The 25,718-nt window shown below is 66.0% G+C and carries 24 protein-coding genes; 11 read left to right on the forward strand and 13 right to left on the reverse strand.

The features are described 5' to 3' along the window. Positions 1 to 72: 72 nt before the first annotated feature. Positions 73 to 2,478: an AAA family ATPase gene (locus ABIA65_RS18060; protein WP_354524420.1), complete on the forward strand. Its 2,406-nt coding sequence runs from the start codon at positions 73 to 75 to the stop codon at positions 2,476 to 2,478. 1 nt (position 2,479) lies between these two features. Here ABIA65_RS18060 and ABIA65_RS18065 read toward each other — a convergent pair whose 3' ends face one another. Further along, complete coding sequence (locus ABIA65_RS18065; RefSeq protein ID WP_354524421.1) at positions 2,480 to 3,646, reverse strand: LLM class flavin-dependent oxidoreductase; 1,167 nt, start codon at positions 3,644 to 3,646, stop codon at positions 2,480 to 2,482. Positions 3,647 to 3,715: 69 nt separating this feature from the next. Then, positions 3,716 to 4,978 carry an alpha/beta fold hydrolase gene (locus ABIA65_RS18070; protein ID WP_354524422.1) on the reverse strand — a complete coding sequence of 421 codons (1,263 nt, stop codon included), beginning with the start codon at positions 4,976 to 4,978 and terminating at the stop codon, positions 3,716 to 3,718. 257 nt (positions 4,979 to 5,235) lie between these two features. Between ABIA65_RS18070 and ABIA65_RS18075 the strand changes: the two genes are divergently transcribed. After that, a complete protein-coding gene (locus tag ABIA65_RS18075; protein WP_354524423.1) occupies positions 5,236 to 5,760 on the forward strand; it encodes a hypothetical protein in 525 nt (174 codons plus the stop codon). Between the two features lie 16 nt (positions 5,761 to 5,776). On the opposite strand, the gene ABIA65_RS18080 is transcribed toward ABIA65_RS18075, so the two are convergent. Further along, entirely contained in the window at positions 5,777 to 6,511 is a 735-nt protein-coding gene (locus ABIA65_RS18080) for an SDR family oxidoreductase (RefSeq protein ID WP_354524424.1), read from the reverse strand. 16 nt (positions 6,512 to 6,527) lie between these two features. Beyond that, positions 6,528 to 7,319, reverse strand: coding sequence for an SDR family oxidoreductase (locus tag ABIA65_RS18085; RefSeq protein WP_241400192.1), 792 nt, complete (start codon positions 7,317 to 7,319; stop codon positions 6,528 to 6,530). 155 nt (positions 7,320 to 7,474) lie between these two features. Between ABIA65_RS18085 and ABIA65_RS18090 the strand changes: the two genes are divergently transcribed. After that, positions 7,475 to 8,359, forward strand: a complete 885-nt coding sequence (locus tag ABIA65_RS18090; protein WP_241400191.1) for a helix-turn-helix domain-containing protein — start codon at positions 7,475 to 7,477, stop codon at positions 8,357 to 8,359. Here ABIA65_RS18090 and ABIA65_RS18095 read toward each other — a convergent pair. Both ABIA65_RS18095 and ABIA65_RS18100 read right to left on the reverse strand, forming a co-directional pair. Further along, positions 8,348 to 8,773, reverse strand: coding sequence for an ester cyclase (locus ABIA65_RS18095; RefSeq protein ID WP_241400190.1), 426 nt, complete (start codon positions 8,771 to 8,773; stop codon positions 8,348 to 8,350). The two genes, ABIA65_RS18090 and ABIA65_RS18095, sit on opposite strands and share 12 nt — an antisense overlap. A gap of 11 nt (positions 8,774 to 8,784) precedes the next feature. After that, on the reverse strand, positions 8,785 to 11,244 hold the full coding sequence (locus ABIA65_RS18100) for an arylsulfatase (RefSeq protein ID WP_354524425.1): 2,460 nt from the start codon (positions 11,242 to 11,244) through the stop codon (positions 8,785 to 8,787). Positions 11,245 to 11,426: 182 nt separating this feature from the next. Here ABIA65_RS18100 and ABIA65_RS18105 point away from each other — a divergent pair, with 182 nt between their 5' ends. Together ABIA65_RS18105 and purU are read left to right on the forward strand one after the other, a co-directional pair. Then, a complete protein-coding gene (locus tag ABIA65_RS18105) occupies positions 11,427 to 11,804 on the forward strand; it encodes a YidH family protein (RefSeq protein ID WP_241400188.1) in 378 nt (125 codons plus the stop codon). A gap of 12 nt (positions 11,805 to 11,816) precedes the next feature. Next, complete coding sequence (gene purU, locus ABIA65_RS18110) at positions 11,817 to 12,665, forward strand: formyltetrahydrofolate deformylase (protein ID WP_354524426.1); 849 nt, start codon at positions 11,817 to 11,819, stop codon at positions 12,663 to 12,665. A 19-nt stretch (positions 12,666 to 12,684) separates the two neighbouring features. Here purU and ABIA65_RS18115 read toward each other — a convergent pair whose 3' ends face one another. The 3 genes from ABIA65_RS18115 to ABIA65_RS18125 form a co-directional block, all read right to left on the reverse strand. Next, a complete protein-coding gene (locus tag ABIA65_RS18115; RefSeq protein ID WP_354524639.1) occupies positions 12,685 to 13,185 on the reverse strand; it encodes a DUF302 domain-containing protein in 501 nt (166 codons plus the stop codon). Between the two features lie 240 nt (positions 13,186 to 13,425). Then, positions 13,426 to 13,935: an SEC-C metal-binding domain-containing protein gene (locus ABIA65_RS18120; protein ID WP_354524427.1), complete on the reverse strand. Its 510-nt coding sequence runs from the start codon at positions 13,933 to 13,935 to the stop codon at positions 13,426 to 13,428. A gap of 129 nt (positions 13,936 to 14,064) precedes the next feature. Next, positions 14,065 to 14,676 carry a TetR/AcrR family transcriptional regulator gene (locus tag ABIA65_RS18125; RefSeq protein ID WP_241400184.1) on the reverse strand — a complete coding sequence of 204 codons (612 nt, stop codon included), beginning with the start codon at positions 14,674 to 14,676 and terminating at the stop codon, positions 14,065 to 14,067. Positions 14,677 to 14,806: 130 nt separating this feature from the next. On the opposite strand from ABIA65_RS18125, the gene ABIA65_RS18130 reads away from it, so the two are divergent. The 5 genes from ABIA65_RS18130 to ABIA65_RS18150 are packed head-to-tail and all read left to right on the forward strand — an operon-like array spanning position 14,807 to position 18,782. Beyond that, positions 14,807 to 15,916 (forward strand): DmpA family aminopeptidase, encoded by a 1,110-nt coding sequence (locus ABIA65_RS18130; protein WP_354524428.1) that lies wholly within the window; start codon positions 14,807 to 14,809, stop codon positions 15,914 to 15,916. Beyond that, positions 15,913 to 17,343 (forward strand): APC family permease, encoded by a 1,431-nt coding sequence (locus ABIA65_RS18135; RefSeq protein WP_354524429.1) that lies wholly within the window; start codon positions 15,913 to 15,915, stop codon positions 17,341 to 17,343. The genes ABIA65_RS18130 and ABIA65_RS18135 overlap by 4 nt, the downstream gene beginning before the upstream one ends. A gap of 55 nt (positions 17,344 to 17,398) precedes the next feature. Continuing rightward, positions 17,399 to 17,635: a hypothetical protein gene (locus ABIA65_RS18140; RefSeq protein WP_241400181.1), complete on the forward strand. Its 237-nt coding sequence runs from the start codon at positions 17,399 to 17,401 to the stop codon at positions 17,633 to 17,635. Further along, on the forward strand, positions 17,632 to 18,252 hold the full coding sequence (locus ABIA65_RS18145) for an NAD-dependent epimerase/dehydratase family protein (RefSeq protein WP_354524430.1): 621 nt from the start codon (positions 17,632 to 17,634) through the stop codon (positions 18,250 to 18,252). Before ABIA65_RS18140 ends, ABIA65_RS18145 begins: the two co-directional genes overlap by 4 nt. Further along, on the forward strand, positions 18,249 to 18,782 hold the full coding sequence (locus tag ABIA65_RS18150; RefSeq protein ID WP_354524431.1) for an LOG family protein: 534 nt from the start codon (positions 18,249 to 18,251) through the stop codon (positions 18,780 to 18,782). The genes ABIA65_RS18145 and ABIA65_RS18150 overlap by 4 nt, the downstream gene beginning before the upstream one ends. Here the strand turns inward: ABIA65_RS18150 and ABIA65_RS18155 are convergent. Beyond that, positions 18,779 to 18,967: a hypothetical protein gene (locus tag ABIA65_RS18155; protein WP_241405765.1), complete on the reverse strand. Its 189-nt coding sequence runs from the start codon at positions 18,965 to 18,967 to the stop codon at positions 18,779 to 18,781. The genes ABIA65_RS18150 and ABIA65_RS18155 overlap by 4 nt on opposite strands. A gap of 2,980 nt (positions 18,968 to 21,947) precedes the next feature. On the opposite strand from ABIA65_RS18155, the gene ABIA65_RS18160 reads away from it, so the two are divergent. Next, entirely contained in the window at positions 21,948 to 22,580 is a 633-nt protein-coding gene (locus tag ABIA65_RS18160) for a GNAT family N-acetyltransferase (protein ID WP_354524432.1), read from the forward strand. Here the strand turns inward: ABIA65_RS18160 and mbtN are convergent. Genes mbtN through mbtL form a run of 3 tightly spaced genes read right to left on the reverse strand, consistent with a single transcriptional unit; the run spans position 22,577 to position 25,586 of the window. Beyond that, positions 22,577 to 23,740 carry a mycobactin biosynthesis acyl-ACP dehydrogenase MbtN gene (gene mbtN, locus ABIA65_RS18165; protein ID WP_354524433.1) on the reverse strand — a complete coding sequence of 388 codons (1,164 nt, stop codon included), beginning with the start codon at positions 23,738 to 23,740 and terminating at the stop codon, positions 22,577 to 22,579. The two genes, ABIA65_RS18160 and mbtN, sit on opposite strands and share 4 nt — an antisense overlap. Continuing rightward, complete coding sequence (mbtM, locus tag ABIA65_RS18170) at positions 23,737 to 25,320, reverse strand: long-chain-fatty acid--ACP ligase MbtM (RefSeq protein ID WP_354524434.1); 1,584 nt, start codon at positions 25,318 to 25,320, stop codon at positions 23,737 to 23,739. Before mbtM ends, mbtN begins: the two co-directional genes overlap by 4 nt. After that, positions 25,317 to 25,586, reverse strand: coding sequence for a mycobactin biosynthesis acyl carrier protein MbtL (mbtL, locus tag ABIA65_RS18175; RefSeq protein ID WP_241400175.1), 270 nt, complete (start codon positions 25,584 to 25,586; stop codon positions 25,317 to 25,319). Before mbtL ends, mbtM begins: the two co-directional genes overlap by 4 nt. Positions 25,587 to 25,718: the final 132 nt, after the last annotated feature.

Below are 25,718 nucleotides of genomic sequence, written 5' to 3' on the forward strand. Positions count from 1 at the left end.
CCATCCCCTGCCGGGCGGCTTCGGGGAGGTCCTTCTGTCTCGAAGAACTCCTGAGCGTGTTGAATGTTCAGGATGACCGGGTCGGACCGTGAACTCGTCCTGACCGACGAGTTCAAGGACGCGCTCGCACTGCTCGGCGGTGGCAGGCACTTGTTTCTGACCGGGAAGGCGGGCACGGGCAAGTCGACGCTGATCCGGCGCTTCATCGCCGAGACCGATCGCAATGTGGTCGTCGTCGCCCCGACCGGCATCGCCGCGCTGAACGTCGACGGGTACACCATCCACCGGCTGTTCAGCTTCTCCACGACGACGACGCTCGACGACGTCCGCACCGGCCGGTACTACCCGGGCCGTTTCGCCAAGCTGCTCGGGTCGCTCGACACTTTGATCATCGACGAGTCGTCGATGGTTCGGGCCGACCTCTTCGACCAGGTCGCGGCGGCGCTGACACGATTCGGTCCCGTACCGGGAGCACCGTTCGGGGGCGTTCAGGTGGTCCTCGTCGGTGACCTCTATCAGCTGCCGCCCGTGGTCCACGAAGCCGAGGCGGGCTACCTCAACGCGCGATATGCCACCCCGTACTTCTTCTCCGCCGACAGCTTTCACGTCGACGACTTCCCGACGGTCGCCCTCACCACCGTCTTCCGTCAGCAGGGTGACGACCGAATGGCGGCCATTCTGAACGAGATTCGAGAGGGCGTGCTGGTGGGGCATGCCCGCGAGCAGCTGAACGCCCGAACAGACCCGGACTTCGTCCCACCCGACGACGAGTTCTGGCTCACGCTCGCGCCCACAAATCGAATCGTCACCGCCAGGAACCGTGAGCGTCTGGAGCGGTTGCCGGGCGACGAAATCGCCTACATCGCGACACGATCCGGTGATCTGAGCCTTTTCGACCCGCCAGTCGAGGAGACGCTGCGATTCAAGATCGGCGCACAGATCATGATGCTGACCAACGACCAATTCGATCGCTGGGTCAACGGGACGCTGGGACGTGTGACCGCAGCACGAATGGACGACGGCCTGGTGGTCACCGTCGAGTTCGCCGATGGCGATACCGCGGATGTGCGGCCCTACACATGGGAGGCGACGACGCCTGTCGTCGACGGCGGGTCGCTGCGCCGCGAGGTGATCGGCACCTACACGCAGTTGCCGTTCAAACTCGCGTGGGCCATCACCATCCACAAGAGCCAGGGTCAGACGCTGGAGCGCATGGTCGTCGACCTGAGTGGCGGAATGTTCTCGTCCGGTCAGCTGTACGTCGCGTTGAGCCGGTGTACCTCGATGAGCGGGCTGGTGCTCAAACGGCCGGTGCTGCCCAAGGACTTGAAGACTGACCGACGGGTGGTTCGGTTTCTGCGCCAGGCAATGCGTGACGACCGGGCCCGGCGCTACTGCGGGATCGGCATGTTGACAGTCGGCGACGAGGGCCGGATGTCACGGCCACGGCCGGTGGAGTTCGCCGTCGCGTTCGACGACGGAACCTCACTGAGCACGCTGGTCAACCCGCAGCGCGATCTCGCCGATGCCCGGCAGGCCTACGGAATCACGGTGTCCGACGTGCTGTTGGCACCGACCTTGGCCGAGGTCTGGGGGATCGTCGCGCCGATGTTGGCTGGCTGCACACCGGTCGGCGTCGGTATCGATGACGTGCTGGGCCTCATCGACTTCGAACTCAAGCGCCTCGGGCTCGTCATGCCCATACCCCTGGGCGCCGACGTGCCGAAGTCGGCTCTCACCCCGGAACACCGTCGCGGCCTTTCGGCGACCACGGCGCTCGAGCGCGCCCGGGCCGTGCTTGACGCGTTCTCCGGTTCAGGTCGCGAGGATTCCGGTTCGTCGCCGTTCGAGGACGCCGAGTTGGAGTCCTTCTCGGGGCGCCTCGTCAGCCGAACCCCCAGTGAGCCGACCCCGGCATCGGCTCACCTCCCGGGGCTGTCCGCACTGCTGGACATCAGCCGCCGCATCGGCGCGACCCTGCTGGGACATGACGCCTCCCAACCGATGGACACGGGATCCGGTGCGGATACCGACACGCCCTGGCATTCGGCCGCTCGGCACACAGTTGCTGACCAATTGCGTTCTGCTGCATCGCGGACACCCGTGACCGTGGAAGTACTGGGCCGCCTGCGCGAGGCCGAGCGGTTCTTGGGGATCGCGATAGTGGACGAGACGCTCGAGTCCGTCCTCGCCGGCGGCGACATCGCCTCGGTCCTGGTGCCCGGCGCGCGGGTGTGCTTCACCGGAACCGCCGAGGACGGGGCAGGCCGGATCGTCGAGCGCGACGACATGCAGGACCTGGCGGCGCGGGCCGGACTGGTGCCGGTGGCGTCGGTCTCCAAGACGCGCTGCGAGGTGCTGATCACCGCGGAGGTCGGCAGCCAGTCCGGTAAGGCCCGCAAGGCGCGCGAGTGGGGCAAGCCCGTGTTCTCCGCTGCCGAGTTCCTCGCATGGGTGGGCCGGGACGGAAGGCCATGACTCAGTCGATCGCGGGCGCCTGCTTGGCACTCTGCTCCGCGGCGTGGTCCTCGATCGCCTTGCCGATGGCGTGCGCGGCGCGGTCGACGAACTCGGTCCCGCTCTCAGTCACCCATTCGCATGAGGCGGCCGGTCCCGCGAGTTGGCCAGTGAAGTGCGGCATCACATACTGCGCGAACAGCTCGTAGCTGTGCAGTTTTGCCGCCGGCGGCGCCCAGTCGTGGTCGAAGAGCAGGAAGGCCCCGAAGCCGCCGTCACTCGCCTCGATGAGTTCTTCGATCTTGGCGATCGCGTCCTCGGGGGTGCCGATCACGGCGAAGCCGGACTCGCGGTTGTTGGCGATGATCTCGGCCGGCGTCTCACCCTGTACCGGTCCCGCAGGCAGGATGTGTGAGAAGTAGCGGGAGAACTCCGCGATGCCGTACTCGACATCACGCTCGGCCTGTTCGCGGGTCTCGGCGAGGTGCATCGGGCCGACGAGCCGCCACTTCGAGCGGTCGGCGATGTGGCCGTTCTCAAGCGCCACTTCCTCCCACGTAGACCAGTGGTGGGCAAGCAGATTCATGCCCTGTTTGGCGGTGGCGGCAATCGACAGCATCCCGATGCCGTGCTTTCCGGCGCCACGCGGGCCGGTGGGGGAGAAGGACGCCGCGACCGCGACGTCGAAGCACGGGTCGCTGTACGGCTTGAGCTGCAGGCGGGCATCCTGCAGGGTGAACCCGTCGGTGTGCATGGTGACGGTCTCGCCGCGAAGCAGGCGCATGATGGCGTCGAGGCACTGCTCCATCCGCGGCCGCTGCTCGTCGGCAGGGATGCCGAGCATGTGCGCGTCGGAGGTGAGTTGGCCAGGGCCGCAACCGAGCATCACGCGACCGCGGGTGAGGTGGTCGAGCAGGACCATCCGATCGGCGAGCATCAAGGGGTGGTGGTAGGGCAGCGAGCTGACGCCCGTGCCGAGCTTGATGTGCTTGGTGCGCTCCGCGGCGACGGCGATGACGACTTCCGGCGACGCGATGATCTCGAACCCGGCGGAGTGGTGCTCGCCGATCCATGCCTCGTCGAATCCGAGACGGTCCATCGTCACGATCAGATCGAGGTCTCGCTCGATGGCGAGTGTGGGGTTCTGGCCGGTGGGGTGGAAGGGAGCCATGAAGTTTCCGAAGCGCATCCGCTGATTCTTGTCCGGCGCCTACGTTTTTGGGGTGACTTCCGGCTGAGTTGCCGTGGCGACACTGCGCTAGCGCGTCCACCGCTCGGCAGGGGGGTCTTCGGATGTATAGGCCGGCAGCGGCAGCTGTTGACCGTCGAGGAAGGTCTCCAGCAATTCCGTGTAGAGCGCAGGCTGCTCCGCGGAGACCGCGTGACCAGCACCCTGGACCTCGACCAGCGTCGAATTGGGGAACACGTCCCGATACTCACGCGTGACTGGCCAGCGGATGAAGTCGCATTGGGCTCCGATGACCAGTACCGGCACCTGTACTCCGCTCAGACGCGGACGCGGATCAGGTATGGAGTCAAAGTCCGCAGTGGTCATTTGGTTCACGTAGAAACCCTGAGGATTGTCGTGCGCCTCCGCCGTGGCACCGCGCGCGCATGATGCGCCGTCTTGACCGGTCAAAGCGACTTCGTGCATCCATGAGTCGGCCTCTGCATCCGGAACGAAGGCGTGGGCAGCGGTCGGACTGATGCTAAGCAACAGTGACTGAACGAGCACTCGAAGGCTGCTCGTCAGTTCGTCGTAGCGCGATTGTGTTGAGGGGGTCATTGAGTGCCAGGGTTCACCGATGCCATCGGGGTACGCCGACGGCCAGATCGCTCCTGGCACCACGAAGACCGCCTTGGCCACCCGGTCTGGATGCGCCGCCAGGTACTGGGCGGCCAGCGACCCTCCCCATGAGCGGCCGACGAGAATGAGCTGCTCAGCGCCAAGGATCTGTCGGATCTCGTCGAGGTCGTCCACCTGCCTCTGCACTGTGTATTCGTTGACGTCGTCGAGTCGGGTGGACCGGCCGGCACCAACCTGGTCGTAGGCGTAGACGTCATATCCCCGGGCGGCGAGTTCGGCGCCACCGATCGGGATGCCCTCACCTGGCGTCCCCGGTCCGCCGTGGAGAAAGATCACCGGCGGTTCGCTGGTCGTGCTCGCACCCGCCGCAGCGTGTTCGTAGGCTATGCGCGATCCCGACGGCAGATCCCAGAACATGACGTCGGCCGGCGTCTCCGTAGGCGGCTGAAGCCGGAACGGCACAAGGATCGTCGACGCGGCCACGACGACCACCATGATGCCGACCACGCCGCTCAGGATCACCGCAGCTGCCGTTCGGCGCTGCACGCCTAGGAGGCGAAACCCCCACAGGGCCAACAGAAAGGTGACGACGACGACTGCTAGCAATCCGGCACCGAGGAACACGGCAGGAACGTCCACGACAGCAGCGGCCACGCCCACGGTGACCACTCCCACAACGAGTGCCACGGCGACGCCGAGGACAAACGTCACCACCCCAATCACAGTGCGCCGCGCCGTTGTCACCGCTCAGCGAGCCTGACCGACGTAAGCATCTTCATCGTCCCCGAGATCACGCCAAATACTCCTCATCCCAATGCCCTTCAACTGTTGCTGAGAGTTTAGTCGCGTCACCTCTGGTGCTCCGGGAAGTCTGGTCGGAAATGTGACATCCACCGTAGGGCACAGTGTTGCAGCGGTTTGCATCGCGCAGAACACGCGCGGGTGACGGTGTCACGGCCTAGGGTGATTCTGTGCAGACCGTTCTGACCAGCCACGCCGTTGTCGACAGCGTGCTCGACGACTTCCGGGACGGGCTGGGAGACGACGCGGTTCGCTACCGCAACCACGTGTACCGCGGTCTCAACTATCAGCGAATGCTGTTGGGGCTTGACATGATTCCCGACGAGATCGCACTAGCCTGGGCGCTGCATGACATCGGAATCTGGATAACGGGGTGGGACTACATCCCGCCCTCGCTGCAACGGGTTGACGAACTGGCGCCAAAGTTCAGCATCGGTGACGTCGACCGGGTGAGGCAGATGGTGGCGTTGCACCATAAGGTGCGCCCCTGCCGAGACGAATGGGTCGAGACGTTCCGGGTGGCCGATCGCGTTGACGTCACCAAGGGCCTGCTCCGCAAGGAGCTGACACGGTCTCAGATATCCGACGTCGTGCAGGCTTTCCCATACGAGGGCTTTCACGCCCTGCTGCTGCGCACCGCGGCGCGCTGGACCTCGACACATCCACTCCGACCGATGCCGATGCTCCGCTGGTAGGCGTGCTGTTCATGATTTAGTGCGTGCTGGCAGCCGGTCGCACGATGATCTCGTTGACATCCACCTCGGGGGGCTGACCGACCGCGAACGCGATGGCATCGGCGATCGCCGAAGGCGGAATGGCGAGCGCCCGGTACTCCCGCATGGCGTCGCGCGCGTGTTCATCTGAGATCGATTCGGCGAGTTCGGATTCGGTGACTCCCGGGGATATGACGGTAACCCTGATGTCGCCGGAGTGCTCCTTGCGTAGCCCCTCCGAGATGGCCCAGACCGCGAACTTGGTCGCGCAGTACACAGCCGCGGTCGGTTCCACCTCGTGGGCGCCGATGGACGCGACATTCACGACGTGCCCGCCGCCGTTGGCCCGCATCACGGGAAGCGCGGCACTGATGCCGTGCAGCACACCACGGATGTTCACGTCGATCATCCGGTTCCACTCGTCGACCTTGTCCTCGGACAGAGCCGAAAGCGGCATCACGCCGGCGTTGTTGATCATGACGTCCACCCCGCCGTAGGCAGCCACGGCGTCGGCGACGAAGCGGTGCACGTCGGCAGCGTCGGTCACATCAAGACGGCGAAACGACGCGGTACCGCCCGCCGCCTCGATCCGCCCGACCAGGGCTTCGAGGCGTTCGGTGCGGCGGGCGCCGAGGAGGAGTCGGTGACCGTCCCCGGCGAGCCGCAGCGCGGTGGCCTCGCCGATACCACTGCTGGCACCGGTGATCAGGATTGTCTTCGGGTGCTTGCTCATGGTGGTGTTCCTACTCCTAGACGGCTTGCTGGGTGGGAAGGATGGTGATCTCGGTGAGGTTGACATGCCGGGGCACCGAGGCGATGAACGCGACGGTCTCGGCCACGTCGGCGGCGGTGAGCACGTCGATGTCGTTGATGAGGTCGGCCATCAACTTGGAGGCGTCGGGATCGGTGACATGGAGTGGCAGTTCGGTATCCACCATCCCCGGTTCGATGGTGGAGACGCGGACCATCTTGCGGCCGAGCTCGACGCGCAGCAGCCGGGTCAGCTGGCTGACGTAGGCCTTGGTCCCGGAGTACACCGAGAACTTCTCCAACACACGAGTCGCCGCGATCGACGATGTGGTGATGAGGTCGGCCGGCTTGCCCTCAGCGGCAGAGTTGATGAGCTGAGGGACGAACGCGCCGATGACATTCATGACCCCGGTGATGTTGAGGTCGATCTGCCGCTGCCAGTCGTCGAACCTGAGGTCCTCTACCGCTGAGATCAGCTGGACGCCGGCATTGTTGAACACCAGATCAACTGGTCCGAGCCGATCGGCGACCTGCTGGGCGGCCGCCGTGATCGCAGACCGGTCGGTGACGTCGAGCGGCAGCGCAAGTGCGGTGCCCCCGGCGGCGGTGATGCGCGCCGCGAGCGCGTCGAGGTTGTCGGTGCGGCGGGCTGCGATGGCGACCTTCGCGCCCAGGGTCGCCAGCCGGGCAGCGGTGGCCTCGCCGATACCGCTGGAGGCGCCGGTGACGATGGCGACGCGCCCCGCCAGCGGGGTCGTGGTGATCACTGTGGACTTCTGGTCGTTGGACATGTGGTCGTTCCCTTCGAGAGTGCGTTGATGTGTGCATCCCAGACAACAGCTCTCAACAGCGCATTTGAGGGGTCAACCTGGCCCGAAGTATCCAGGGACAAGATGGGCCACCATAAGCACCGGCGGTGCGGCCCCAACGCGGCAGACTGGCAGACATGAGTGACCGGAAGCCAACCGAGCTGGCCGAATTCCTCAGTGCGCGACGCGCCCAGCTCACCCCGCACGACGTCGGGCTGGACGGGGCCGTCGCGCGTAGACGTGTGCCGGGGCTGAGGCGCGAGGAACTGGCCAGGCTGGCCGGAGTCAGTGTCGACTACTACACCCGATTGGAGCAGGGCCGCAGCCGCAGCGCATCTGCTGATGTGCTCGATGCGTTGGCCGCCGCCCTGCAGCTCAACGACGCCGAACGTCAGCATCTGCATCTGCTGGCCAAGCCACAAGCTGCGCAACGGAAACGGCGGACCCGGCCCCAGTCGGTGGACGTGGCGACACTCCGTCTGCTGGAGATGTTCGACCAGGTGTGGTCGCCGGCGTTCGTGCTCGGCAGGCGGCTCGACGTGCTGGCGCACAACCGGATGGCGGGTGCCCTGATAACCGAGTTCCGTGAACTTCCCGCCCCGTTGCGCAATCAGGCACGATTCGTCTTCTTCGACCCACACGCACGTGAGCTGTACGCGAACTGGAACGAGGTAGCCGCTGACACCGTGGCGATGCTGCGTCTGGACGCGGGCCGCTACCCCGATGACGAGAAGCTGTCAGCACTGGTCGGTGAGTTGTCGATAAGGTCGGTCGAATTTCGCTCCTGGTGGTCCAACCACAACGTGGAGCGCCGGACCACGGGAACCAAGTCCTACCACCATCCACTGGTGGGGGACCTCACGGTTAGATACCAGGCACTCAACCCGTCCGGCGACCCGGATCAGATTCTCATCGTCTACACCACCGAACCCGGTTCGGCGGACGAGACGTCTCTGCGGCTTCTGGCGAACTGGCACGACGGTGAACGCCGCAGTGAACAGTCCACGTGGTCAGGTGGGTAGCCGCCCGAGTTGTTGGAGGACGGAGTAGAGGTTGGCCACTCCCCAGTGGTCGGTGATCTTCCCGTTGCGAACGCGCATGGCGTCGACGGTTTCGAATTGGATGGTCGTGCCGGTGCCGGCGATACCGAGAAACTCACCCGTGTGGATGCCGTGGTAGGTCTTGTAGGTGGTGACGATGTCGCCCTCGGCGGTCTGCCAGTGGATCTCGGGCCGGAAGTCGGTGAACGCGTCGCGCATGCGGTTGTAGAGGATGCGAACGCCGGCCTTGTCGGGGGTGGTCCCGGGCTGGGGTGTGTGGTCGACGAAGTCGTCGGCGAACAGTTCGTCGAATAGGGCGAAATCTCCTTGGCCCTGGACTTGTTCGGTGTTGCGGCGGACCACAGCCTTGATATCGGATCGATCTGATTCGGTCACCGGTCGCACCTCTACTGGCGTGCCATGGCGATGTTGAACCGGTCCTCTGCGGTGATCAGGTGATCGTGGCCGTCCTCGCCAATGTCGAGTTGCACCCACTCGATCTCGCCGGTGAATCGGTTTCCGGTGGGGCCGTAGTCGGGTGATGCCGGGGAACCCGAGTCGGAACCCACGTCACACGCCTCGTCGGCTGAGTAGCCCATCGGTATGGTCTGCTCGACACGTCCCGTCCCGACCAGTTTGCCGTCGTAGTAGAGCGTGACGGTACCGCCCTTGGCCAGCCCGCCGCCGTCGTAGGCGAACTCCATCCGCACCTGGTGTTTTCCTGCCGGAATCGGCTTGTCCGCGGCGATGATGTAGTGCTCGATGCCGAAGAAGTTGAAGCAGTACCTCAGTGTGCCCTCGTGTGCGTACAGCGACCACCCGCCCACACTGCCGCCCTGGGTGATGATCACCCCATTGGCGCCGGACTCCGGCACCACGACGTTCGCGGTGACCGAGTGCGACTTGTTCTTGAGTGTCAACACGCACCACTCGCTGACTCGCATTCCGGGGAACAACAGCTGCGAGTTCCCGCGGATCAGCTGAGGGCGACCGGCAATGTCGGGATTGATCCGCTCGAAGCTGCGGTCGTCCAACGGGACGACGTTGTACTTGACGGCCTCGATAAGCCAAAGGCGTTGCAGCTCAGCGAGCTTCTCGGGATTATCGGCGGCCAGGTCGCGCGACTGAGTCCAGTCGTCGGGCCCGTACAGTTCCCAGACGTCGTCGTCGAACGGCGGCGGGGCGTCAGCCTTCCACGGTGTGCGGTGTTTGGTGACGGCTGTCCAACCCCGGTGGTAGATGCCACGGTTGCCGAACATCTCGAAGTACTGCACGTCATGGTTTTCCGGGGCTTTCGCATCGCGCAGCGTGCCCAACATGCTGACCCCCTCCAACGGGGCCTGGGCGATCCCGTTGACCAGGGTTGGTGCGGGCAGGCCGGCGGCCTCCAGAATTGTGGGGGCGACGTCGATGACGTGGTGAAACTGGTTGCGGGACTTACCCTTGTCCTTCAGCCCATTGGGCCAGTGCACGATCGTTCCGTTGCGGGTGCCACCCCAGTGCGACGCCACCTGCTTGGTCCACTGATATGGCGCGCACAGCGCGTGTGCCCACCCGACCGCGTAGTGGTTGTATGCCTCGGGGGTGCCGAAGTCGTCGATCTTGGACATGAGGAATTCGGTGGTCTCGATGCCCGGCATGCCGTTGAGCGTGGTCATCTCGTTGAAGCAGCCGTTGATGGTGCCCTCGGCGGACGCGCCGTTGTCACCGATGATCAGGTAGATGAGCGTGTCATCGAGCACGCCGAGATCACCGATCGCGTCGACCAGGCGCCCGATCTCGTGGTCGGTCTGCTCGAGGAAACCGGCGTAGATCTCCATCTGCCGGGCCAGGACCGGCTTGAGTTCGTCGGGCATGTCGTCCCACGCGGGGATCTCGTCGTGGCGCGTGGTGAGTTCGGCGTCCTTGGGCACAACGCCGAGCTTCTTCTGCTGCTTCAGCGTCTTCTCCCGCAGGACATCCCAGCCGTCGTCGAACTTGCCCTTGTACTTGTCCGACCATTCCTTGGGAACGTGGTGCGGGGCGTGGGTGGCCCCGGGGGCGAAGTACATGAAGAACGGCTTGTCGGGCATCAGCGCCTTCTGCTGGCGCACCCAGGTGATCGCGTGGTCGGCGAGGTCCTCGGTCAGGGTGTAACCGTCCTCTGGCGAGCGCGGTGGTTCGACCGCGGTGGTGCCCTCGTAGAGGCCGGGGTAGTACTGGTTGGCCTCACCGCCGACGAAACCGTAGAAGTACTCGAAGCCCGAACCGGTGGGCCACTGGTGGAACGGCCCGACGGGAGTCACCTCCCAGCCCGGCACCTCGTGACACTTCCCGAACTGCGCCGTCGAGTAGCCGTTCAGCTTGAGCGTCTCGGCTATCGGCGCCTTCTCCTTGGGCCGGATGCTGTTGTTGCCCGGAGCCGACGTCGCCATCTCGGTGATCGCGCCCATTCCCACCGAGTGATGGTTACGCCCGGTCAGCAGGGCCTGGCGGGTGGGCGAGCAGAGTGCGGTCGTGTGAAACCGGTTGAGCTTCAATCCGTTCGCAGCGAGCCGTTCGGTGACCGGAGTGTTGCAGGGGCCCCCGAACGCGGTGGACGCGCCGAACCCGACGTCGTCGATCAGCACGATCAGCACGTTCGGTGCGTCCTTGGGCGGACGAAGCTCTCTGATCGGCGGGTACTTGGTGTTGGGATCCTTGGCGTCGAAGGTGGTCAGCCCGACGTACTTGGCATCGGGGATGGGCAGTTGCTCACGCGCGACGTGCGGTTCGGCTGCCTCCTGTCCGGTTGCCTTCTGCACGGGAGCGGCCTTCGCCGCCTTCTTGGCCGCGGCCTGCTTCGTCGTCGGCTTGCGTCCCGCGCCCTTCTTGGATGCCTTCGCCATTAGTCAGTTTGTCCTTGTCACTGGCGCGCCACGGCGACGCGAGCCTCGGCCGTCTTGGCCCCTTCGGGATCGTGCTGTCAAGCTCATGATGCGCATCCTTCGACGGTCGATTGCCGAGTCAATATTTCCATGAATCGCCGACCGGCCGCTGGCGCTTTGGGGTTAGGAGCCATGATTGAGTCATGGCCGGCGAACCGATCGATGTGTCCACCCGACTAGCTGTGCAACGCACGCGCCTGGCCAACGAACGCACGCTGATGGCGTGGATCCGGACGTGCACCTCGCTGATCGCCTTCGGCTTCACGATCTTCAAGTTCTTCCAGTATCTGGAAGCTCAGGAAAACGCTCATCGGGCCGTCGTCAGCCCATGGCTGGTAGGGCTCCTGATGATCGTCGTCGGCCTGGTGGGGCTCACGCTCGCGTCGATTCAGCACCGGCAGGCGATGAAGGAGCTGCGGGTGGAGGGCGGCCCGATGCCCTATTCGATATCGGCCATCATGGCCGGCTTCATCGCGGCCGTCGGCGTCGTCGCCCTTGTCGTGGTCGTTGCGAGACTGTAGGGCGTGGTTGATATGAGTCGTTCACACATTCTCACGCTGCATTGCGGTGATCGGCCGGGCATTGTCAGCGCGGTCACGACGTCGCTGTTCGAGGCGCGCTGCAACATCGCCGACGCTCAACAGTTCAGCGACGAGTTCTCCGGACGGTTCTTCGCGCGAATCGAATTCACCTCGGAGGAATCGGATTTCGACGCCACCGCGTTGTCGGGAGTGCTCGACTCGCTGGGTGCCGAGTGGACGCTACGTCCGAGCGACTATCGGATGCGCGTGTTGATCCTGGTGTCACAGCAGGATCACTGCCTGCTCGATCTCCTCTACCGGTGGCGCACAGGTGATCTCGCGATGGATGTTGTCGCGGTGGTGTCCAACCACCCGAAGCGCGCCTTCGAGCGGGTACTCCTCGGCGATGTGCCGTTCCATCATCTCCCCGTCACCGCGGAGTCCAAGGCAGCCCAGGAGGAGCAGCTCGCGGCGCTGTTTCGTGACTACGACGTCGACCTCGTGGTCCTGGCGCGATACATGCAGATTCTGTCGAGCGAGCTGTGCGCTCAACTGGCTGGACGGGCCATCAACATCCACCATTCTTTCCTGCCGGGATTCAAGGGCGCCAAGCCCTACCACCAGGCGCACGCACGGGGCGTCAAGCTGATCGGTGCCACCGCCCACTACGTCACCGCCGACCTCGACGAGGGGCCGATCATCGTTCAGGACGTCGAACCGGTGTCGCACCGCGACACCCCCGAGCAGCTCGTCCGCAAGGGACGGGACATTGAGCGGCGGGTACTGGCGGACGCCGTGGGTTATCACCTCACCGGGCGGATCCTGCCCAACGGTGCGACGACTGTCGTGTTCCGGGACTGATGCCGACCGCCTGCTCGGCTCAGTGCTCAGTCACCGCCTCCGCCAGCGCTGCCAGTTTGGCGTCCAGCGCGGTCGCCGCTTCATGTAGCGGTGGGTTGGGTTCGACCACCATCAATGACGAGGGCAGCACGTAGGTCAGGGCACTTCGGCCGTCTGGCTCCTCCGAGAGGAGAAGTTCAACGGGTGCGAAGAGGCCCGCCGTCACGTCGTGGCGCAGCATTGTTATCGCGATCAGCGGATTGCCGATCACGATCCGCATCAGTTTGCGGTCGATGCCGGTCTTCTTGATCCACCCGCCGTGGTTCCAGACGGCGAACAACATGAAGCCACCCGGCCCGACGTGAGACCGCACCTCGCGTTCGTACGATTCCCAGTCCGGAAATCGCGTGGCGATGTCGTCGAGGGGCACAGGCTCATGGCCGACGTCATCCAGCAGCGCGTTGAGCACATCCTCGAAACTCTTGGTGCTCTCGATCCGGATGCGGACGCCGGGAAAGGGGATCTCCCGCGGATCGGGGATTTTGTCTACCACTTTCGCGACCGCTCCGTCGCGGCTATATAGAGCACCGGACTCATTTGCACTGCAGCGGCTTTCACGACGGTCATCGGTGGTCTCCCTCGCTTGTCGGCTCATCATCGGTCAATGAGAACAAGCCGCAGGTCGGCCTCCTTATTCCTAAGTATTGCAAACTATACCCAGGAGTGTGGGAGGCGTGGGCGAGAGGATCGGCCTGGCGAGCTCAGGGCCCAGTCGACCAGATCAGGCTGACTTGGTCAGCGTCCGGCGGCCGTGGCACGACTCGAAGGTCATGCCGCTGTCGCAGAAGCATGGTTCGCCACCCGGGATCGGCAGCAGGTAGGCGTCGCCGTCGTCGATGTCCATCACGAGGGTGCGGATGCTGTCGACCGGTGGGCGCAGGTGGCGGTGTGTCCACCAAGCGATCGCCACCGCGACGGCGCTCAACAGCATCATGACGACGTCGGAGGCCTCGCCGTGGCCGTGGGTCCGCACCCACTCCGCGGTTCCGGCGGAGTGGATCTCGACCATGTCGGCCACATCGGCGATCGATGGTGCGCCGTCGACGAGCGCACCGTGCAGTACGTCCCGCACGAGCGCGTGCAGCGCATCCTGCAGGTCGCACAGTTGCTCGAACTCGAGATCGTGGAACACGACGTCGAGGTGGCCGACGGTGGCCTCGGTGTAGGCGTCGAGGGCACCGGCCCCCGCGTCAGCGCTCATCGGATCCTGCATGTCGACGCGCGTGCGCACGTCCGCCCCGTTCCTCATCTCGCTTGCCCCCCGACTCGCGATGTGTGCGTGTGTACGCAGCCCCAGGGAAAGCGTGGCACGCGGGAGTTCGTGGCGGAAAGGGGGAAAACCCTCGAATGCGACCCTCGGTCAGACGGTTGCCGGCAGCCGCGCGCCGGTGGCGAGCTGAGCGTAGTCGCGCATGAGCCGCAACGCGGTTGGGCGGTCCATGTCCGGATCGCGGGCCACGATTCGGTAGCCGAGATAGTCCTCCAGCGACATCAGCGTCATCGCGACATCGCGGGCTGGGGTCTCGAGCTGAAACGTCCCGGCGGCAGCCCCGTCGTTCAGGATCTGGGTGTAGAGGCTCACCTGACGGTGGTAGATCCCCTGCACCTCCCGCCGCTGGTCGAGTTCGAAGCCGGCCGAGAGGACGGCGCGCCAGATCGCCCGCCACTCAGCGTCTTCGGGACCGGTGGGCAGCCCGGCCGCGATGGTGAGGGCCAGTTGCTCGCAGACGTCGGCCGTGCGCTCGGCAGTCGCGATGCGATCGTCGTAGAACCGAACGTCTGAGCGCAGCGCCAACTCCGTCAGTAGCTCGGGCATGTCCTTGAAGTAGTAGCGCACGGCATTGGCGGTGAGGTCGAGCTCGGCGGCAACGTCGGCGATGCGCAGAGTGGCGAGGTCGTGGCGCTCGATCAGGCCGATCGCCGCGTCGAGGATCTCCTCGCGTCGTTCGATCTGCCGGTTCGGTCGGGCCACGCGTCCATGATCCACGGTCGTTGTGCCGAGGCCGCGAAGCGACTCGATTCTGTCCGTTCGCTTGCGGGAGGGCCCACCGAGGCGCATTATTTTCCAACTGAGAAAAAAACTCGCTGCCACGGAGGATGCCATGCGCGCCCGAGATCTCGGCGTCATCGTCGGTCGACACCCGACGGGGCCGAACAACGCCATCACAGACGTGGACGACGTGCGCGTCGGCCACGTCACGCTCCATGGTGAGGGCCCACCCGACGTCCACACCGGTGTCACCGTGGTGATTCCCCACGCCGGTATCTGGAGCGAACCCGTCTTCGCCGGTGCACACCGGCTCAACGGCAGTGGCGAGATGACCGGCCTCGAGTGGATCCGGGAGTCGGGCGAACTCACCACGGCGATCGGGCTGACCAACACGCACAGCGTCGGGGTGGTGCGCGACGCACTCGTCGACGCCCAGGTCGAGGCGCGCGGTGAGGGCGTCTACTGGTCGCTGCCGGTGGTCGGGGAGACCTACGACGGTCTGCTCAATGACATCAACGGACACCACGTCCGCGCCGAGCACGTCCACGAGGCCCTGCGCGTCGCGAGCGGTGGGCCGGTCGAAGAGGGCAATGTCGGGGGCGGAACCGGCATGATCTGCCACGAGTTCAAGGGCGGCATCGGCACCGCGTCCCGGGTCACCGACGTCGCGACGGGCAGCTACACCGTCGGTGTCCTGGTGCAGGCCAACCACGGGCGCCGGGAGCGACTCCGGGTCAACGGGGTCGCCGTCGGCGAGCGGATCGGACCCGACCGCGTGCCCCTGCCCGGCGCCCCCGCCCGATACGAACCGGGCTCGGGCTCGATCATCGTGATCGTCGGCACCGACGCCCCGCTGCTGCCACACCAGTGCACCCGGTTGGCGCAGCGAGCCGCCCTCGCGGTGGCGAACCTGGGTGGCACCGGAGAGCAGTACAGCGGTGATCTCATGTTGGCGTTCGCGACGGGCAATCGCGGTATCCCGCCGTACGCGTGGGATGAGGACGCGAACGTGCAGCGCCCCGAGATCGCGCTGCGAATGGTTGCACCACAGCTCATGACGCGCCTGTTCGACCTGACGATCGAGGCCACCGAGGAGGCCATCCTCAACGCGATGGTGGCCGCCACCACGCTGCGCGGCCGCAACGGCATGACCGCGCACGCTCTTGACCACGACCTGCTACAGCAGGCCCTCGCAGACACCAGAATCGGGGAGAACCGATGACCACGAATGTCACACCCCAAGCGGGACAACGCCTCACCGGGCGCCTGGGCAGCGTCGCTGTCGTCTTCATGGTGGTCGCCGCGGCGGCACCGCTGACCGTCATCGGCGGCAACATGCCGCTGGCCATGGGCCTGGGCAATGGCGCGGGTGCACCGGTCGGCTTCCTCATCGCGGCGCTCGTGTTGCTCCTCTTCATCATCGGTTTCGTCGCGATGACGCCACACGTGCCGGAGGCGGGCGCGTTCTTCTCATACGTGACAGTGGGGCTCGGGCACCGGATGGGTACCGGCATCGCGGTCGTGGCGCTCATCGCCTACACGGCGATCCAGGTCGGCATCTACGGCTACATAGGGTGGGCGATCGGCGACACGGTGCGGTTCTACGGTGGACCCGAAGTGCCCTGGCCCGTCTACTCATTGGTGATTCTGGCGATCGTCGCGCTGCTCGGGTACCGCCACATCGACCTCAGCGCCAAGGTGCTCGGTGTCGCGCTGGCCCTCGAGATCGGCATCGTCGTGCTGCTCGACCTGGTCATCGTCGCCAATCCCGGACCGTCCGGCCTGACGCTTGAGTCGTTTCGGCCGGAGGTGTTCACCGACGGCACGCTGGGCATAGCCGTGCTGTTCGCTCTGACCGGATTCATCGGCTTCGAGGCGACCGCGGTGTTCCGGGACGAGGCGCGCGACCCCGAGCGCACGATTCCGCGCGCCACCTACGCGGCGGTGCTCATCATCGGCGGGTTCTATGCGTTGACGTGCTGGGCGTTCGTGGTGGCGATCGGCCCCGACATGGTCGCCGAGACCGCGCAGCGGACGCTGAACGGCGACGCAAACATGTTGTTGGACACGACTGACGCGATGCTTGGGCGGGTGGGCCGTGATGTCGTCAACGTGCTTCTGCTGACCAGTCTGTTCGCGTGTGTGCTGTCCTTCCACAACGTGATCGCCCGCTACCAGTTCGTGCTGTCGGGCCGCGGTCTGCTCCCGCCAAGGCTGGGCACCGTGCACCCGACGCATCACTCGCCTGCGTTCTCGTCGGTGGTGCAGACGGTCACCGCGGCCATCATCGTGGGCCTGCTCGCGATGTTCGGCGTCGATCCGCTGGTCGGGGTGTTCGGGTCGATGGCCGGTGTGGCGACCGTCGGGATGGTGCTGCTGATGCTCACCACCTCGGTGGCGGTGCTGGTCTACTTCGCGCGTCATCGCACCGCGGCCGGTGGCCGGCCGTGGCAGACCCGCGTGGCACCCGGGCTGGCGTGTCTCGGTTTGCTCGCCAGCCTGTGGTTGGTGTTGTCGAACTTCACGCTCGTCACCGGGGGCAGCGTCGCGTTGAGCACCGCCCTGGCCGCTGTTCCCTTCGTCGGGCTGCTCATTGGTGTCCTCGTCGGTGGCCGGGCGGCCGCTGCGAGCCGGCAGAATGGCCCATGAAATAGCAACGAAAGTTGCCCAGTAACGTAGGCCATTGCGGCGTAGCGTCGTTGCCATGGACATCAAGTCAATCCGCATCGCGGCGGTGGCGGCCTCGGTAGCCGCCACCGTCGCGCTCGGTGTCGCACCGGCGGCGCAGGCCGCTCCAAGTCCGCTGCCCAAGGTCTGCGTCGTCGCAGGCGAGGCGGTCGCGTGCCCGTCGCCCGCGCCCCCTGCGATCGGCGACTTCCCGGAGGCCGTGCGGCCCTATCCCTACGGCTACCCGGCTGTCCCGGTCATAGGCCACCGATGAGCACGGCGGCGCGGTCGGGCAGGCGCATCTACGTCGCCGGTGCCACGGGTGTTATCGGCACCCGCCTTGTCCCACTGCTCGTCGGCGCCGGGTACACGGTCGGCGCCATGACCAGGTCGGCGGACAAGGCCGGCCGGTTGGCCGCCGCAGGTGCGGAACCGATCGTCTGCGATGTCTTCGACCGTCCGGGGTTGGCACGTGCCGTTCGCACGTTCGAGCCCGACCTGCTGCTGCACGAACTGACCGATCTCCCCGACGATCTCGAGGATGTGCCGAAGCACTCGTCGCTCAATGCGCGGATTCGGACCGAGGGCACGCGTAACCTCCTCGACGCCGTTGAGGACTGGCAGCACACGAAGGTGGTGGCCCAGAGCATCGCGTGGACGATGCCCCCGGGACCGGAGTCAAACGCCGTCGCCTCGCTGGAGGAATCGGTGCTCGCAGTGCGCGGCGTCGTCGTGCGATATGGCAGGTTCTACGGCCCGGGGACGTACTACGAGTCCGACCTTCCCCCTGCGCCGCGCGTCCACATCGACACCGCGGCCGAGCGAACCCTCGCCGCGCTGAACGCGGCGTCTGGCATTCTGACGATCGTGGACGATAGCCCCTCGACGTGAACGTCTGCGTCTTCCTGTCAGCCTCCGACCTCGACGAGCGCTATACCCGCCCCGCACGCGAATTCGCCGAACTCGTCGGCAGCGGTGGTCACACCCTGGTGTGGGGAGGGTCTGATGCCGGGCTGATGAAGGTGGTCGCCGACGGTGTCCGGGAGTCCGGGGGACGACTGGTCGGTGTCTCGGTGGAGTTCCTGCGCAGTTTCGCGAGGACGGACGCCGACGAGATGGTGATCACCCGGGATCTCGCCGAGCGCAAGGCGCAGTTGCTCGCGAAGTCGGATGCGATTGTCGTGATGCCGGGTGGGCTGGGCACGCTGGACGAGGCGACCGAGATCCTCGAGCTGCGCAAGCACAAGCTGCACGACAAACCTGTCGTGCTGCTGAACACTGCCGGCTTCTACGACGGTTTGATGATGCAGCTTCGGCGGATGGAGGACGAGGGTTTCCTGCCCGTGTCCCTAGCTGATCTGGTGTATTCCGCTGACGACGCCGCCGGCGCCATTGCCTACCTGGAGCGCGCGAGCGGCTAGCCGCCGACGAACTCGAGCAGCCGAGGGTCGTTCGACGTGAACCGGTCGACCTCCTCGCCGCCGTCGCAGCGCAGCATCACCACCGTGACGCCATGGCGGTTGCGTGCGACCACCTGCCAGGTGGCGCCCGCGTCCTCCCACCGGCGAAGTTCCGCCACCCGGTCTCGTTCGGAATCGTCGCTCACAGCGCTGGCCTTCCCGGTGAGTTCGGTGAACGCCGTTTGGTAGGCGCGCGTTCGCGGATAGTCACTGTGCGTTTGGATCTCGGCGAGGTAGCCGACGGTAACAACTTCAGCGGCGACGACGTCGAGTGGGTTCTGTTCGGCGCTCGGGGCGACCGGGTACCGCCAGACCGGGAAGCCCAGGTAGTCGGTGCGCCGCCAGAGGCTCTTCCATCGTGGTGGGGTCGCCGGGACATCCGTTGTTGCGCCTAGTCGACCGAGCAGTGACTTCCTGTGCACCTCGGGGCGCGCAGGTGGTGGCACGGCGTTCGCCGCGTCGACCTCGTCCTGCCAGGGATCTGGTGACGCGAGGCGGCTCGACCGGCAGGCGGGGATGCCAAGCACCGCGGTTCCCAACAGTTCTGGGAAGATTCGGCCGAAGTAGGCACGCAATTGGCTCCCGTAGGACAACAGCGACGCGTCATCGATCCATTGGGTCTGCGGGTTCGTGGTCCGCGGCTGCAACATGCGCTCGGAGAGCAGCACGCCCACCGCGAGCACTGAGCCGAGGCTGTGCGCGGACAGCACAATCGTGCGCCCGTCCGCCCCTGACAGCCAGTCCCTACACCGCTCGGAGAGTTCGGGCACAACGCGCTCGGCATAGCACGGCGGCGCCAGCGGATGCCCGGCTCGGGGCAGGAAGCACATCAGATCCCAGGCCAGGCCCAATGGTCGAGAACCGCCGACGAGTGCGCCACCCGCCGCCAGGCCGATGACCCCAAGACCGCCTGCCGCCAGCACCCACATGCCGAGGTTGATGCTGGCCTGTAGATACTCGGGAAGCTGGCGATCGGGGGATTGCAGCTTGTCGCCGAACGCTGACAGTGCCACCGCAGTCATCATTCCGGCAGTCCCAAACAGGGCTAGCCACTTGACCATTGGCTCTGCCCGGTGTGCAATCGCGACGAGCTTACGACGCTGCAACACCGACGGGCGCGGGTCGTCGGGCAGTCCGGCGCCCGCGCCGGCCGATCCGGCCGGCACTGTCGTCCGACCGCTCCATGTCCGCAGCGACCGGTACACGACCACGGCGATGACACCGCCGAACAGCAGTGCGATTGGCAAACAGGCCGCACCGAACCACGCGTAGGGCAGCGGCACTTCGAGGTTCGGCGGCTTGAGTTCGGTGATGCAGGGGAACGGGCAGGGGCCCCTCTCAACAGCCCTGGGCGCCAGCGTGTCGGCAAGGGATGCCGCGGAATTGGCCCCGTTGAACCAGTTTCCCGCCGCCGTCGCCACCGCGCTCGACAGCAGCATCGCCATCAGCGTGGCCAGTAGCACGAAGACTCCCGGCGCGGCACCGCCCCAGGCCTCGTAGGTGTTTCGACGCGCGTACAGGATCCCCAGCACGAGTCCGACGACCACGAGGATCAGCGCGCCGGCCACCCATCGAGCGGTCGTCGAGTGCCAGGATGCGAGGAGCCCCGTCAAAACGATCAACACCAGCGCGAGCACGACGGGCACGTGCCGAAAGTGCGTGTCGGTCAAGGGTCGCCATATCAATGCCGAGAGACCGAGTGCGAGCAGCGTGGTGAGGATGATCGCGGGTGTCGCCGACCCCCCCATGAGGAATGCGACGGCCGGCTCGACCGTCGGCGGGGTGAACCCCAGTACGGCTGACTGAATGACGAACAGTGCGATGCTCAGCAGCAGCGGCAACCAGTCCGACCAGAAGATGTCCGCGTGCGGTTTTCGGCTTCGCATGCGGCTGGTGTTCTTCGGCATCGGGACGTCGACGGCGTAGTCGCTGCGCTTGACGATGCTCACCACCACGAGCACGAGCACAAGGACTCCGGCCACCACGATGAGTGCCTCAGCCCGAACCCGAGTGTCACCCGCCATGACCTGTTCGAGACAGGCCGTGCCGAAGAGCTGGCCGCGTCGCGTGCACTCCGATCCGAACCCGAAGGCGTAGTGCCATGCGGTGCTGAGCGTGACGAGCATCAGAGTGGCGGCGACGTGCAGTCGGGCCGTCACGCGGGTGATGGCCCGGTGCGCCCAGAATCCCTTGGCGGACAGCAGCGGCCAGGTGGTGGTCGCATTGGCTGCCTCGGCGTCGAGCGACTTGGGATCGGGCTGTTCGTAGCGGAGCCGAGTGGCGGTGCTCAGGCCGAGCAGGGCGCCGATCAGCAGCACCGGCACCAGGCTGAGCAACGCGAGCCGCCTGGCCTGACCCATTCCCGTCAGGAAGTCCAGCCACGACGGCAGGACGGTGCATACCTTCGTCGGGTCGAACACCACCGCGCCCGCGGCGGTCGTTCTGAGGTCGACATAGCACTGGACGGCGATGAGGTCGAGGGCAATGACCGAAGCGGTGACCGCCATCATCAGCGTGATCAACAGACCGGCCACGCGCAGCGACGCCGCGCCGTGGCCACGGGTCCAGCCCTCCTCGTCGTCCGCGTCCTCGTCCCCGTCTGTGGTCGCGGGGGGCGTCAGTTGTGGTGTCGGTTGTGCTCCCGGTCGTCGTCCTTTGTCGAACCTGCGGGTCCAGTAGGCGACGTTCACCAGACCGAACGGCAGCAGCAGTGTCCAGCCGACTCGCGCCAGTCCGCTCAGGACCTTGCCGAAGCCCGAAGGTCCGCCCAGGGAACTGCGTGCCATGCTGCCCCACGAGTAGGCCTCGCGCTCGATGTCGTCTGGAATCTCGGACTTGGTCCGACCCTGTTCGGTGGGACGCCAGAAGCTCCCCAGCGCATCGCCCGCGGTCTTCTCGATGAGGTTGGGCTCAAGCCCCAGCATTGATTCGGGCGACGTATTGTTCACCCCGTGAATCCGGAGTTCGAGCACTCGCCGTTCGTTGGTCACGGTCCCCCCAAATGCCGCCGAACTGCAGATTACCGACGCTCGCCGCGGCTACGGGCTGGATTCACCGGCGCAGCTGATGGCAACTGCAAGGTAGGTAAAGCTACCCTTACCTGGTCCGGTATTCTCGGGTGTCGAGATGACTGAAATCGAGGAAGCGGTGCCCGTCCTGCCGCGTGAGCTGACGTCGATCACCGCGCAGGTGGCTTCAGTCCCAGCGCCTCCCACTCCGGTGCTGGCCGAGCCGTATCACTTCCGGCTCGCGGACGCCGACACCGATGCCGAGCTGATCTCGGAGTGGATGAACCGTCCGCACCTCGCGGAGGCGTGGGAGTACGACAACCCGCCGAGCTGGTGGCGCGGCTACCTGCGCGCTCAGCTCGCCGGGGAGTACTCGCGTCCGTTCGTTGTTGCGTTTCGCGGCAAGGACGTCGCCTATCTCGAGGTGTACCGAGCCGCCAAGGACTCCATCGCGCCGCGCTACACCGCAGATCCGTATGACCTGGGCCTCCACGCCGCGATCGCCGACATGCGTTTCGTCAACCGGGGGTTCGCCCCGATCCTGCTACCCCGCGTGGTGGCCAGCCTTTTCGAACTCGAGCCGCAGTGCAGGCGCATCATGTTCGACCCCGATCACCGCAACACGGGCGCCCGAGCCATCTGCGAGTGGGCGAACTGCACGTTCCTCGGGGAACACGATATGGCGAACCGGCGGATGGCGCTGTACGCGCTGCCGCGGACCCCGGAGGACGCTCCCCAGCCGCCCGACTAGGGCAGCTGGTTGAACTCGGCGTATCCGTCGTAGTCGGGCTTCATCGCCGAAGCGACCAGTTCCCACAGCACCTCGTCGGTGCCGCCACCCACGCGCGCCAATTTCATGTCCCGCCACCATCTTCCGAGCGGGGTCTCGTCGACCAGGTAGCCGGACCCGCCGAAGATGTGCATGCACTCGTTGACCACCTCCTCGCCGAGGCGGGCGGCGCTGACCTTCATCGCCGCGGAGGTGCGCAGGTCCAGCTTGCCCGTCGCGGCGATACCGTCGAGGGCGTAGCGCAGCATGTCGACGCGCGCCTGCAGGTCCGCCATGCGCAGGCGCAGCGCCTGATGTTCGTAGAGCGTGTGGCCGAACTGCCGCCTGGCCATCATGCGCGCCAGCGTGATTCCGAGGACGCGCTGCGCAGACGACGACACCAGGCCGGCCACCGACATCCGCTCCTGCGCCAGGCCCCACGAGATCGCTGCCAGGCCGATGCCCGCACGGGCGACCAGGGCGTCGGCGGGCACCCAGGTGTCGATATGCACGGCGGCGGTGTCGAGCGGTCCGGCGCCGACCTTGCGGTACGGAGCCTGAATATCGCACTGCGCCAACGGGACAGCGATGACGACAACGCTGCCGTGCTTGCTGTTCGGGTCGTGATCTATGTTGCGTGCCACGCACATGACGTGGTCGGCGATCGGGGAGAGCGACACGAACTTCTTGATGCCCTTGACCTCGAAGCCATCACGTGCGGACCGCACCTCGGTACCGACGATCTGCAGGTCGGATCCACCTGACTGTTCGGAGGCGCCGATGCAGAGCACGGCCTCGCCGCGAATGGCCTGCTCGGCGATGTCCTTGAGGTAGTCCGACTTGCCGAAGCGCCGCAGGATTGCGATGGCCGAGTCATGCAGTCCCACACCGACTCCGATGCCGGCTGAGCCAAGGTGCCCGAGCTTTCTGGCGAGCGCGATGACCTTCGCGACGTCGGACTGCTGGTTGCCGTCCGGCCACTTGGCCGCGAACACCCCAGCCTCGCCCAGGTATTCAATCAGTTTGCGCGGGAAGCGTTCCGTCTCCTCGGCCTCCGCGGTCCATTGCGTGACGCGGTCGTCGAACACGACGTCGAGCAGCTCGTTGAAGTCCTGGATGGGCATTGCTTCGGCGAGCGTCATCGGCCTGCTCCCTCGAGGTTTCGCTTGACTTCCAGTCGGCGCAGCTTGCCCGACGATGTCCGGGGCAGTGCTCCCGGCTTCATGAAGATGACATCGGCTGGCACCACGCCGCATTCCGATGCGACCCGGGCAACCAGGTCGCTGCGGGCCGCGGACTCGTCGGTGCCCTTGTACTCGGCGGCAATCACCAGGCCGGGGCGTGCCGAGGTCTCATCGGTGCCGACTGCGACGACGCCACCCTCGCGGACACCCGTGACCTGTGCGGCGACCCGCTCGATCTCGGTGGGGAACAGGTTGCGACCCGCCACCGTGATGAGTTCCTTGACCCGTCCGCACACGACGAGGCCGCCGTCCACGAAATAGCCGAGGTCGCCGGTGGGTAGCCACACAGTCGGATCGATGTGTGCCTCACCGACGTAGCCCGTCATGAGCGACGTGCCGCGCACCTCGACATCGCCGACCTCGCGTCCGGTGACCTCGGTGTCCCGTGGTTGGTCGGCGTTGATTCGGACCTCCATGCCGGGGATGGCCTCACCGAGCACCGCGAACGTTCGGGTCGATTGACCGCCGTCGGAGCGGACCGTCGGTTCATCGATCACCAGACCCGAGAACGGGGTGGGAACGGTTACCGCGCACGTTGATTCGGCGAGGCCATAGGACGGGGAGAGTGCTGTGGGGTCGAAGCCGAAGCGGGCCATCTCGGTGGCGAAGCGCTGGGTGCCCGCGCAGTCGACCGGTTCGCCGCCGTTGAGCGCAAACCCTATATGGCTCAAATCCACGTCGTCGTTGACGATCTTGGCGTACTTGCCGACGATGTTGTAGGCCATGTTCGGTGCCGCGGTCATGGTGGCCCGGCTCTCGGTCAGCCACTTCAGCCAGCCGAACGGGTTTCCCGCGAACGCCGTTGTCGGGGCCTGCCAGAGGTCGGCGCCAGCCAGCATGCTCGTCAGCAGGAAGGCCAGGCCCATGTCGTGGTAGATGGGCAGCCAGCTGTGGGCTCGACTGTTGTGATCGACGTTGACCCGTTGAATAAGCCCGCGGTAGTTCGCGAGTGCCGCGGCGGGCGATATCCGGGCGGCCTTGGGGGTACCGGTGGAGCCCGCCGTGCCCTGCAGGATCGCGACGTCACCGCCATCCGCGCCGTGGAAGGTCGTTGATCGATGCGGGTTGGCGATCTCACTCACGTCGTGCAGCGCGATGGACTCTGTGCGCCCGCGCAATAGATCCAGGTACGTGCCGTGGCTCAATACGGTGCGCACGCCGATGGAACGGAATCGCGCCAGCGTGGCCTGGGCCCACTGCGCGGGATCGGCGCCACGCACCGGCCCGGGCAGGATAGACAGTGCCGCGCCCGCGAAGAATGCGCCGGGAATGGCGGCGAGGAACTCGACACTGGGCTCACCGATCAGGCCCACCGCGTCGGTGTCGACGTCGGTGAGGTGTGCCGCGACGTTCTCCGCCCGGGTGTGCACCTCCTGCCAGGGATGGTGTGCCCACGAACCGTCGTCGGAATCCAGAACGACCAGGTCTGTCCTGGCTCCTCGCATCGCCTCCGACAGGGCCGACGCGAGGACGTTCATGAGTTGTTCTGCGCAGCAGGGATCTTCGCGAGAATTGCAGCCTCGAGGTCGCCGACCGTCTCGGAACTCAGCAGATCCTCCTCGGACAGCGCGACACCGAGTTTGTCCTCGATGGCCACCATTCCGACGGCGAACGCCACCGAATCAAGGCCCACGTCGTCGATGAGGTGAGACTCGCGGGTGATCCGGCTGACGTCGACGTTCATGTCGTCGCGCAAGATCTCGGTCAGGGCGGCGCTGACCGACTCGGGCGTAGAGGTTCCCATGGCGGGAAACCGTACATGCCCGCTTTAGGCAAGGCTAGGCTTACCCCTGCTGGGCGGGTGCCTGGCTGATCGATTCCGCCACACGGACGCCAAATCCCCGGCTTGTCCAACCTGCCCACCGGACAGGGGAAC

Source organism: Mycolicibacterium sp. 624 (assembly GCF_040548615.1).
Lineage (GTDB): Bacteria > Actinomycetota > Actinomycetes > Mycobacteriales > Mycobacteriaceae > Mycobacterium.

Coding starts and splice junctions, on each gene's coding strand:
- ABIA65_RS18060 (WP_354524420.1), top strand. CDS start 73: ATGACCGGGTCGGACCGTGAACTCGTCCTGACCGACGAGTTCAAGGAC.
- ABIA65_RS18080 (WP_354524424.1), bottom strand. CDS start 6,511: ATGAGCAAGCACCCGAAGACAATCCTGATCACCGGTGCCAGCAGTGGT.
- ABIA65_RS18090 (WP_241400191.1), top strand. CDS start 7,475: ATGAGTGACCGGAAGCCAACCGAGCTGGCCGAATTCCTCAGTGCGCGA.
- ABIA65_RS18160 (WP_354524432.1), top strand. CDS start 21,948: ATGACTGAAATCGAGGAAGCGGTGCCCGTCCTGCCGCGTGAGCTGACG.
- mbtM (WP_354524434.1), bottom strand. CDS start 25,320: ATGAACGTCCTCGCGTCGGCCCTGTCGGAGGCGATGCGAGGAGCCAGG.
- ABIA65_RS18065 (WP_354524421.1), bottom strand. CDS start 3,646: ATGCGCTTCGGAAACTTCATGGCTCCCTTCCACCCCACCGGCCAGAAC.
- ABIA65_RS18145 (WP_354524430.1), top strand. CDS start 17,632: ATGAGCACGGCGGCGCGGTCGGGCAGGCGCATCTACGTCGCCGGTGCC.
- ABIA65_RS18135 (WP_354524429.1), top strand. CDS start 15,913: ATGACCACGAATGTCACACCCCAAGCGGGACAACGCCTCACCGGGCGC.
- ABIA65_RS18085 (WP_241400192.1), bottom strand. CDS start 7,319: ATGTCCAACGACCAGAAGTCCACAGTGATCACCACGACCCCGCTGGCG.
- mbtN (WP_354524433.1), bottom strand. CDS start 23,740: ATGACGCTCGCCGAAGCAATGCCCATCCAGGACTTCAACGAGCTGCTC.
- ABIA65_RS18105 (WP_241400188.1), top strand. CDS start 11,427: ATGGCCGGCGAACCGATCGATGTGTCCACCCGACTAGCTGTGCAACGC.
- mbtL (WP_241400175.1), bottom strand. CDS start 25,586: ATGGGAACCTCTACGCCCGAGTCGGTCAGCGCCGCCCTGACCGAGATC.
- ABIA65_RS18100 (WP_354524425.1), bottom strand. CDS start 11,244: ATGGCGAAGGCATCCAAGAAGGGCGCGGGACGCAAGCCGACGACGAAG.
- purU (WP_354524426.1), top strand. CDS start 11,817: ATGAGTCGTTCACACATTCTCACGCTGCATTGCGGTGATCGGCCGGGC.
- ABIA65_RS18140 (WP_241400181.1), top strand. CDS start 17,399: ATGGACATCAAGTCAATCCGCATCGCGGCGGTGGCGGCCTCGGTAGCC.
- ABIA65_RS18130 (WP_354524428.1), top strand. CDS start 14,807: ATGCGCGCCCGAGATCTCGGCGTCATCGTCGGTCGACACCCGACGGGG.